Source organism: Actinophytocola sp. (genome assembly GCF_050699915.1).
Taxonomy (GTDB): Bacteria; Actinomycetota; Actinomycetes; order Mycobacteriales; family Pseudonocardiaceae; genus Actinophytocola.
The window spans coordinates 1-8,468 of the sequence record NZ_JBOHGA010000242.1; the positions used below are offsets into that span (position 1 = coordinate 1).

Annotated in this window: 11 protein-coding genes; 8 read left to right on the forward strand and 3 right to left on the reverse strand. The window is 73.7% G+C overall.

Going from position 1 to position 8,468, the window contains the following annotated elements; genetic code table 11:
- The 8 genes from ACRDSK_RS28640 to ACRDSK_RS28675 form a co-directional block, all read left to right on the forward strand.
- Window positions 1–1,652: CHAT domain-containing protein (locus ACRDSK_RS28640; RefSeq protein ID WP_431444468.1), on the forward strand; the 1,652-nt coding region annotated here is incomplete at its 5' end.
- Window positions 1,653–1,730: 78 nt separating this feature from the next.
- Window positions 1,731–2,342: a DUF4178 domain-containing protein gene (locus tag ACRDSK_RS28645; RefSeq protein ID WP_431444469.1), complete on the forward strand. Its 612-nt coding sequence runs from the start codon at window positions 1,731–1,733 to the stop codon at window positions 2,340–2,342.
- Window positions 2,339–2,830: a DUF2617 family protein gene (locus ACRDSK_RS28650; RefSeq protein WP_431444470.1), complete on the forward strand. Its 492-nt coding sequence runs from the start codon at window positions 2,339–2,341 to the stop codon at window positions 2,828–2,830. Before ACRDSK_RS28645 ends, ACRDSK_RS28650 begins: the two co-directional genes overlap by 4 nt.
- Window positions 2,827–3,246 carry a DUF4247 domain-containing protein gene (locus ACRDSK_RS28655; protein WP_431444471.1) on the forward strand — a complete coding sequence of 140 codons (420 nt, stop codon included), beginning with the start codon at window positions 2,827–2,829 and terminating at the stop codon, window positions 3,244–3,246. Before ACRDSK_RS28650 ends, ACRDSK_RS28655 begins: the two co-directional genes overlap by 4 nt.
- Window positions 3,243–4,145: a hypothetical protein gene (locus ACRDSK_RS28660; RefSeq protein ID WP_431444472.1), complete on the forward strand. Its 903-nt coding sequence runs from the start codon at window positions 3,243–3,245 to the stop codon at window positions 4,143–4,145. Before ACRDSK_RS28655 ends, ACRDSK_RS28660 begins: the two co-directional genes overlap by 4 nt.
- Before the next feature lie 12 nt (window positions 4,146–4,157).
- A complete protein-coding gene (locus ACRDSK_RS28665) occupies window positions 4,158–4,583 on the forward strand; it encodes a DUF350 domain-containing protein (RefSeq protein WP_431444473.1) in 426 nt (141 codons plus the stop codon).
- 28 nt (window positions 4,584–4,611) lie between these two features.
- On the forward strand, window positions 4,612–6,174 hold the full coding sequence (locus ACRDSK_RS28670; protein WP_431444474.1) for a polyamine aminopropyltransferase: 1,563 nt from the start codon (window positions 4,612–4,614) through the stop codon (window positions 6,172–6,174).
- Window positions 6,174–6,404 (forward strand): TIR domain-containing protein, encoded by a 231-nt coding sequence (locus ACRDSK_RS28675; protein WP_431444475.1) that lies wholly within the window; start codon window positions 6,174–6,176, stop codon window positions 6,402–6,404. Before ACRDSK_RS28670 ends, ACRDSK_RS28675 begins: the two co-directional genes overlap by 1 nt.
- Window positions 6,405–6,564: 160 nt before the next feature.
- On the opposite strand, the gene ACRDSK_RS28680 is transcribed toward ACRDSK_RS28675, so the two are convergent.
- The 3 genes from ACRDSK_RS28680 to ACRDSK_RS28690 all read right to left on the reverse strand — a co-directional run.
- The gene (locus ACRDSK_RS28680; protein ID WP_431444476.1) at window positions 6,565–7,584 is read right to left on the reverse strand and encodes an S-adenosylmethionine:tRNA ribosyltransferase-isomerase; all 1,020 of its coding nucleotides are present in this window, start codon (window positions 7,582–7,584) and stop codon (window positions 6,565–6,567) included.
- A complete protein-coding gene (locus tag ACRDSK_RS28685; protein WP_431444477.1) occupies window positions 7,581–7,919 on the reverse strand; it encodes a VOC family protein in 339 nt (112 codons plus the stop codon). The genes ACRDSK_RS28680 and ACRDSK_RS28685 overlap by 4 nt, the downstream gene beginning before the upstream one ends.
- Window positions 7,916–8,468 (reverse strand): SDR family NAD(P)-dependent oxidoreductase (locus tag ACRDSK_RS28690; RefSeq protein WP_431444478.1); only part of this gene is annotated, 553 nt, incomplete at its 5' end. The genes ACRDSK_RS28685 and ACRDSK_RS28690, both read right to left, overlap by 4 nt.

The window sequence follows — 8,468 nt, forward strand, 5'->3', positions numbered from 1 at the left end:
CGATGCGGGCGCGGACCGCGGCGGCGCTCGAGTCCGGCCGGGTGCCCGCCCGCCTGCCGGTGCTCGCGGTCAAGCTCGCGGAGACGCTGCGCGCGCTACTGCTCGAGGACGAGACCGGGCTCGCGCTGATGCTGGCGGTGCGCCTGGAGCTGTGCCGCGGCGATCCCGCGTCGGCGGAGGTGCTGCTCGACCAGCTGCCGCCGCGCCGGGCGACCACGCCGCTGGACCACGTGATGCTGCTGCGGCTGTGCCGCGCCGAGCTCGCGTTGGCCCGCGGCGACCGGCGGCGCGCGCTCGCCGAGGCCCGCGGCGGACTGGTCGAGCTGGGCCGGGCGCGGGACCGGATGGGCGGGCTGGAGCTGGTGTGCGGCACCGCGATCCACGGCCAGCAGCTGGGGGAGCTGGCGGTGCGGCTGGTGCTGAACGGGCCGCGGCGCTCGGCGCGCCAGCTGTTCGGCTGGCTGGAGCGGACGCGGGCACAGGTGTACCGCTACGAGCCGATGCCGGCCATCGACGACCCGGTGCTCGCGGAGAAGGTCAGCGCGCTGCGGTCGTTGCGCCGGGCGGTTCAGCTGGAACGGGTCGGCGGGCGACCGGCGCGGCGCCAGGAGCGACAGGCCGCGGCGCTGGAGCGGGAGGTGTTGCGGCAGGGCTGGTACACGACGCCGTGGGGCCGGCCGCGCCCGGTGGCCTCGCTCGCCGAGGTGTCGGCCGCGCTGGGGGAGCGCGCGCTGGTGTCGTTCGCGGTGTCCGGCGACGAGCTGGTCGCGGTCGTCGTGGCCGGCGGGCGGAGCCGGCTCGCCCGGCTGGCGCCCGCGACCGAGACCGCGGAGTGGGCGCACCGGCTGTACGCGGACCTGGACGCGCTCGCCCCGGACGGCCTCGCGCCCGCGGTGGCCGCGGTGGTGACCGACTCGGCGCGGCGCAGCGCGGACGTCCTCGACACCCGGCTGATCACCCCGCTGGCGCGGTTCGTGGGCCGGCGCGAGCTGGTGATCGTGCCGACCGGGGCGCTGTACGCGGTGCCGTGGGGGAGCCTGCCGTCGCTGCGCGGGCGGCCGGTGGTGGTGGCCCCGTCGGCGACCGCGTGGCTGTCGGCCGAGCGCGCGTCCACCTCTGGTGGCCGGCCGCTGCTGGCCCGCGGCCCGGCACTGACCGAGGCGATCGCGGAGGAGGCCGCGCTGCGCGCGACGTACCCGGACGCCGCCTACCTGACGAGTCCCGGCAGCACGGTCGCGGCGGTGCTCTCGGCGTTGGACGGCGCGTCGATCGCGCACCTGGCCGCGCACGGCGAGCACGAGCCGACGAACGCGATGTTCTCCCGGCTGGAGCTGGCCGACGGGCCGATGTTCGCCCACGAGCTGTCCCGGCTGCGCCGCCCGCCCCGACATGTGGTGTTGGCGGCCTGCGAGCTGGCGATGAGCCACATCCGCGCCGGCGACGAGGCACTGGGCTTCGCGGGCGGCCTGCTGGCGGGCGGCGTACGCACGGTCGTGGCGTCGTCGAGCCGCGTGGGCGACAACGCCGCGGCGTCGGCCATGGTCGACTACCACCACCGCAGCTCGGCCGGCGACCGCCCGGCGGTGGCCCTGGCGGCCGCGATCGCCGAGGACCCGTTCCGCCGCCCGTTCATCTGCCTCGGCGCGAGCTGATCGTCAACGCCGCGACGGCTCTCAGCCGTGAGTGACTATGCTCGCCGGCATCACCGTTGACGTGGGGAGGAGCCGGCCGTGGACGTGCTCGTCGTGGTGCTCATCTTGGTCGTCGTGGCGCTGATCGTGGTGCTGGTACTGCGCGGGCGGGCTGCGAACAGGGCGAAGACCGCCGAACCGCAGGCGCCCGCGAAGCCGCAGGACCCGCTGGCAGACCACCAGGGTGTCACCGACATCCGCACGGTCCGCGCCGGCGACATGATCGACTACGGCGACCAGCTGTACTTCGTGCGCGGCTCGTTGCGGCTCACCGAGGGCGGCTTCACCTGGTCGGAGCACTTCCTCGACGACACGCGCGGCGACCGCGTCTGGGTGTCGGTCGAGGAGGACCCGGACCTGGAGGTCATGTTCTGGCGGGAGACCGACCAGGTGACCGAGCCGGGCGGCAAGACGATGGAGGTCGGCGGCGTCACCTACACCAAGGACGAGGACGGCACCGCGCGCTACACCTCCGAGGGCACCACGACGGTCGCCGAGAAGGGCAGCGTCGAGTACGTCGACTACGAGGGGCCGGAGGGCAGGGGCCTGAGCTTCGAGCGCTTCGACGGCGGCAAGTGGGAGGCCGGGCTCGGCGAGTCCATCGCGTTGCCGGCGCTGCGCGTGTACCCGGCGGGCAGCGACCGGACGTGAGGACGATCATCGACACGCGGTTCGCCGACTCGCGGGCCGCCGACCTGAGCCTCGCCTACGGCCTCGCACCGTTACCCGCGCTGGGCTCACATCGCGTGGTGCTGAACGGCATCGAGCTCGAGCTGCGAGTGCTGGGCACCTCGCACCAGGTGCTCATCGGCCCGTGGTCGGAGACCGTCGCCTGCCTGCCCGACCGCGACGGCACGTTGCCCACCCGCGAGGAGATCGTCGAGAACGGACTCCTGGTGCGGTTCGCCTCGCAGACGCTGCGGCTGGACGAGGTCGAGCTGGCCGACCGTGTCGCCGGGATCATCCGCGCGTGCGGCACCGACGAGCACGGCCTCGTCGGCGAGTTCCCCGGCTCGCCGCTCGCGGTCACCGCGCTGCGGGCGTGGGCGGAGAAGGACGGCACGGCGTGGCGCACATGGCACGCCTACCCGCAGGCCGGTGAGCTGGTGGAGACGCGCAGCCTGGTGGTGCGGGCATGAGGCGGCGCCCCAAACTGCTCATCGCCGGCGGGCTCGGCGCGGTCGGGCTGATCGTGCTGCTGTTCGCGTTGCTGGGCAACAACAGCATCCGCGGCTACCTCGACGACAACTACCGGCGGGTCTCGTCCGACGGCGACTCCATCGTGTACACATCGGACCAGAAGCCGAAGGCGGTGTACGAGTCGGTGCGCTCGGCCGTGTCGCCGGCCGACGTCCAGGTCGACCCCGAGGGCTACTTCCTGCGCTACTCCGACGACATCGTCGGGATCACCGCGAGCGGTGACGGCTCCCGCATCTACCTCGACGACGAGCGGCGCGGGTACGGCGTCTGGTTCCCGTTCGTGGCCGGCGTCTGGGGCACCGGCGGCGGGTCCGGTGAGGGCTTCCGCGGCGGTGGGCCGGGGGCCGGCAAGTGAGGCGCCTCGCCGTCGTCGCGGTCCTCGCGCTCGCCGCGCTCGCGGCGGCGCCCGGAGTGGCGGCCGCCGACGTGATCTTCGACCCGGCCGACGCCGACGAGCTGGTCGTCACGCTCGCGGACGCCAACGAGGCGCAGGACGTCTGCTACGGCTGGTCGATCGACGTGGACAACGAGGGCGTGCTGGAGACCAGCGTGGGCTCGCATCTCGGCGCCGGCACACCGGTGAGCGAGGCCAGTGGCTGCGCGGCGAGCGTCGAGTTCCGGGCGAGCATCATCTGGACGTCCGAGTCGTCGGAGTCCGAGGACTCGGCGAGCCACGAGGTGGTCAGCTCCCCGGGCGGCCCGACCACCGACGACCTCGACTCCCTCGAGGTGATGAGCGACGACGGGCTGGTCGGCGACAACGTCGACGTGGACGTCTACAAGGCGGTCGCCGCGCTGCCCCTGCTGGCCGCCGACACCGGCCTGGCCCCGCCGATGGAGGCCTCACCCGCCCCGCCGGCGGACGCGGGCGACGCGGCACCGACCGACTCGCCCGGGTCCGACTTCTGGCGCGAGTCGGGGATGACGCTGTTGTGGGCCGTGTTGATCCTGTTCGCGGCGGTGGCGTTCGGCTGGTACGCGATCTCCTCGGACCGCCGCGCCCGCCGCCGCCCGGTCGGCCCGGTCGCCGAGCAGCTGCCGGCGTACGCGCCGGAGCATGTCCCTCCGGAGTGGACGGACGAACACCACGAGGCACCCGCTGCCGCGGAGCCCCCGCCGGAAGAGCCGCCCGCTGACGAGCCCGCCGCGCCGGAGGAACCCACCCGCGCGGAGCCCGCGTCGGAGGAGCCGCCGGCGGACGAGCCAGACAAGCCACCCACCAAACCCGACTCCGACACCAGGCCCGAAGGATAGGAGCCCCGCCCCATGCTGTCCGATGTCTTCACCGAAGTCGGCATCGCCGCCACCTACGGGCTGGTAGGTCTGGTGCTGATGGCGGTCGGCTTCGCGCTGGTCGACGCGCTCACCCCGGGCAACCTGCGCGAGCAGGTCTGGGTGGAGCGCAACCGCAACGCGGCGGTCCTGCTCGCCAGCAACCTCATCGGCGTCGGCGCCATCGTGGCCACGGCCATCGCCGCCAGCGAGGACGACTGGGGCGCCGGCCTGGTGTCCACAGTGGCCTACGGACTGCTCGGCCTGGTCCTCATGGGACTGTCCTTCCTGGTCATCGACGCGGTGACGCCGGGCGACCGGGGCGCGGTGATGGCGGAGGAGCACCTGCACCCGGCCGTGGTCGTCAACGCCGCCTCGCACCTGGCGGTCGCGGCGATCGTCGCCGTCTCGATCGTCTAGGCGGCTTGTCAAGGCGATGACGGCGGTCGTGACCCGAACACCCACCCACGCCCGGCGGACCAGGGCGCTGCGGGCCGGCCTCCTGTTCGCCACCTTCGCCTGCGCCGCGTGCGGGCTCGTCTACGAGCTCGCCCTCGTCGCGCAGGGCTCCTACCTGCTCGGCGACTCGATCACCCAGGCCTCCGTCGTGCTCGCGACCATGGTGTTCGCCATGGGCGTCGGGTCGCTCGCGGCCAAGCCGCTGCAGACCCGGCCGCTGGCGAGCTTTGCGGTGATCGAGGCCGCCCTGGCGCTGACCGGCGGGCTGTCGGTCCTCGGCCTGCACGCCGCGTTCACCTGGCTCGACCTGTACTGGCCGGCGCTGATCGCGATCTCGCTGCTCATCGGTGCGCTGATCGGCGCGGAGATCCCGCTGCTGATGACCCTGCTGCAACGCATCCGCCGCCAGGACGCCGGCTCGGCCACCGCCGACCTGTTCGCCGCCGACTACGTCGGTGCGCTCGTCGGCGGGCTCGCGTTCCCGTTCCTGCTGTTGCCGCTGCTCGGCCAGACGCGGGGCGCGCTGCTGGTCGGCATGGTCAACGCGGTCGCCGGCGCGTGCGTGGTGCTGTTCCTGTTCGCCCGCACCGTGTCGCGGCGGCGGCGGGTGGCGGTGGCGGCGGGCACGCTCGCGGTGCTGGCCGTGCTCGGCACCGCGTTCGCCGGCAGCGACGCCTTCCTGCGCTACTCCCGCAGCGTGCTCTACGACGACCCGGTCGTGTACGCGGAGACGTCGGGCTACCAGGAGATCGTGCTGACCCAGTCGTCGCCGATCTCCGGCGGGCCGGCCGACACGCGCCTGTTCCTCAACGGGGACCTGCAGTTCTCCTCGCTCGACGAGTACCGCTACCACGAGGCGCTCGTGCACCCCGCGCTCGCCGGCGCGCGGGAGCGGGTGCTCGTGCTCGGCGGCGGCGACGGCCTGGCGATGCGCGAGGTGCTGCGCTACCCGGACGTGCGCGAGGCGGTCGAGGTCGAGCTGGATCCCGCCGTGCTGCGCCTCGCCGAGCACGACTCGCGACTCACCGGCCTCAACGGCGACTCGCTCGCGGACCCGCGGGTCCGCGTGGTCGTGGCGGACGCGTACGCCTGGCTGCGCGACACCGCCGAGCGCTTCGACGCGGTGATCATCGACATGCCAGACCCCGACGCGACGGCCACCGCGAAGCTGTACTCGCAGGAGTTCTACCTGCTGGCCCACCGCGTGCTCGCGCCCGGCGGCCGGCTGGTCGTGCAGGCCGGGTCGCCGTACTTCGCGCCGCGCACGTTCGACTGCATCCTCAACACCGTGCGTGCGGCCGGCCTTGGCGCCACCCCGTACCACGTGAACGTCCCCACCTTCGGCGACTGGGGCTTCGTGCTCGCCCAGGACGGCGAGGCCCCGACCCCGCGCCTGGCCGCCCCCGAACCGCTGCGCTTCCTCAACGCCCCCACCCTCGACGCGGCACGCACCTTCCCAGCCGACCGCCACCCGACGGGCACCGAACGTCCGTCCACATTGGACGATCCACGTGTGCTCCGCCTGACCACAGAGGAGTGGCGCGAGTACTGATGGCCCGTCAGACCTTCTTCAGCTTCCACTACGACCGCGACATCTTCCGCGTGAATACCGTGCGCAACACCTACGCCTTTCGCAGGCTCGCGCACCAGGGCATCTTCGACCACAGCTTGTGGGAGAGGACGAAGCTGAGCGGCGACGCGGCGCTCCGGCGATTGATCGACGGTGGTTTGCGCGGCGCAAGCGTGACAGTCGTTCTGGTCGGTCTCGAATGTCACAGGTGAGACAGACCTGACGGGAACGAACCCGTTCTCCCATCTCGGAATCAGCGACTACGACGGTCGGCCGGTCAGGATGTATCGGTGGAACCGCGACGACGGCTACAACAACATGGCCGACTGGGTCGAACAAGCCGCCCGGCGCGCGGGGCGCTGAACGACAACATCACGGCAGGATCAGGTTCACGTCGCCGAACTCGTGCCACAGGTAGCGGGCCTCGACGGCGGCCGCGTAGGTGCGGTCGAGCAGGGCCGGGCCGGCGATCGCGGCCAGCATGTCCAGGTGGGACGCCCGCGGCTCGTGGAAGCCGGTGAGCAGGCCGTCGACGACGCGCACCCCGCGATCCGGCGTGACGATCAGGTCGGTCCAGCCCGCGGCCGCCGACAAGACACCGTCCGGGCCGGCCGCCGACTCGATCGCCCGCACCGCGGTCGTGCCGATCGCGATCACCCGGCGGCCCTCCGCGCGAGCCGCGTTGACCAGCCGCGCGCTCGGCTCCGACACCGCGAACCGCTCGGGGTAGGGCCGCTCGTGCGCCTCGGGCGACGCGACGCCGGTGTGCAGCAGCACCGGGGCGAACTGCACGCCGGCCGCCACCAGCGAGGTCACCAGCCGCTCGGTGAACGGCCGCGACGCACTCGGCATCTCCGCGCTGCCCGGCGTCGTGCCGAACACCGTGCGGTAGTAGGACAACGGCCACCGCCCGCCGACGTAGGAGTACCGGATCGGCGCCCCGAATGCCGACAGGTACGCGGGAACCCCCCGGCCCCGCGTGTCCACATCGGACTCCCAGAGTCGCCGCCCGCCGAACGGCCGGCGCAGCGTCACCGACGCGCCACCGGGCAGGTCCAGCCGCCGGCCCGGCTCGCCGCCGTCGTAGGGCTCGCTGGCCTTCCCGGCGAGCCGCCGCAGCTCGACCAGCCATCGGCCGGACGCCAGCTCGGTGGAGAAGTGCACCGCGAGCCCCCCGCCGGCCCGCACCGCCGCCGGCATCGTCGCCGACGTGTTGACCACGAGCAGGTCGCCCGCGCGCAGCAGCGTGGGCAGCTCACCGAACCGATGATGCGAGACCCCGGACCCGTCGCTGACGAGCAACCGCACCCCGTCTCGCTCGAGCCCCCTGGCCTCGGGCGGTTCGTGTGCCTCCAGCTCGGCGGGCAGCAGGAAGTCCATCGTCACGGTCATTCCCGCTCGCTCCAGATCATGACCCGGGCGCCGGCCGGGCCGTCGGTGGTGAACCCGTAGAGCCCGCGCGGATAGCGGACCGGCCGGCCGGCAAGCCGTACCGCCGCCGCGTCCACGTCCGCGGTGTCGGCCAGCTGGAACGCCAGTGGTGTCGGTCGCGGGTCGCCCGGCTCGACCAGCTCGACGAACGCCGCGCCCGCGGCCAGCACGACGCCCCGCTCACCCGGCGTCGACCATCGGTCTGCAATGGACAGACCTACCCGGTCGGTGTAGAAGGCGGTGGCCTCGTCGAGATCCGCCACCGGGTAAGGCAGCCACAGCCCGGCCGGGCTCATGCCGGCACCGCGATCTCGGACAGCCGGACACGACCGGACTCCGGACGCGAGGTGACCAGGTTCACGAACGCGGGCACCACCGTCTCCGGCAGCGGCCGGTCGCTGATGTCCTCGTCGGGGAACGCCTCCTGGTGCATCCGCGTCCGCAGGTCGCCCGGGTCCACCCGCCACACGCGCACCGCCGGCTCCTCGGCCGCCAGCACGGCCGAGGCCTGCTCGATGGCCGCCTTCGCCGAGCCGTAGCCGCCCCAGCCCTCGTAGTGCTCGACCGCCGCGTCGGAGGTGACCGTGACGATCGCGCCGCCGCGAGCCCGCAGGCCCGGCAGCGCCAGCTGGATCAGGCCCAGCGGCGCCACGACGTTGACCTCGTACACGGACCGCAGCGCGTCCAGTGGGTAGTCGCCCACCCGCGGCTGCGGGCTCGGCCCGAGGATGCCGGCGTTGTTGACCAGCAGGTCCGCCCCGCCGAGCTCGTCGGCGGCGGCGACCAGTGCGGCCCGGTGCGCCGGGTCGGTGACGTCGCCGGGCACGGCCCGGGCGGCGCCGCTC

Bases quoted from the DNA above. Each gene is read 5' to 3' on its own strand.
- ACRDSK_RS28655 (WP_431444471.1), top strand. From the start codon at position 2,827: ATGAGGCGGCGCCCCAAACTGCTCATCGCCGGCGGGCTCGGCGCGGTC.
- ACRDSK_RS28665 (WP_431444473.1), top strand. From the start codon at position 4,158: ATGCTGTCCGATGTCTTCACCGAAGTCGGCATCGCCGCCACCTACGGG.
- ACRDSK_RS28675 (WP_431444475.1), top strand. From the start codon at position 6,174: ATGGCCCGTCAGACCTTCTTCAGCTTCCACTACGACCGCGACATCTTC.
- ACRDSK_RS28680 (WP_431444476.1), bottom strand. From the start codon at position 7,584: ATGACCGTGACGATGGACTTCCTGCTGCCCGCCGAGCTGGAGGCACAC.
- ACRDSK_RS28685 (WP_431444477.1), bottom strand. From the start codon at position 7,919: ATGAGCCCGGCCGGGCTGTGGCTGCCTTACCCGGTGGCGGATCTCGAC.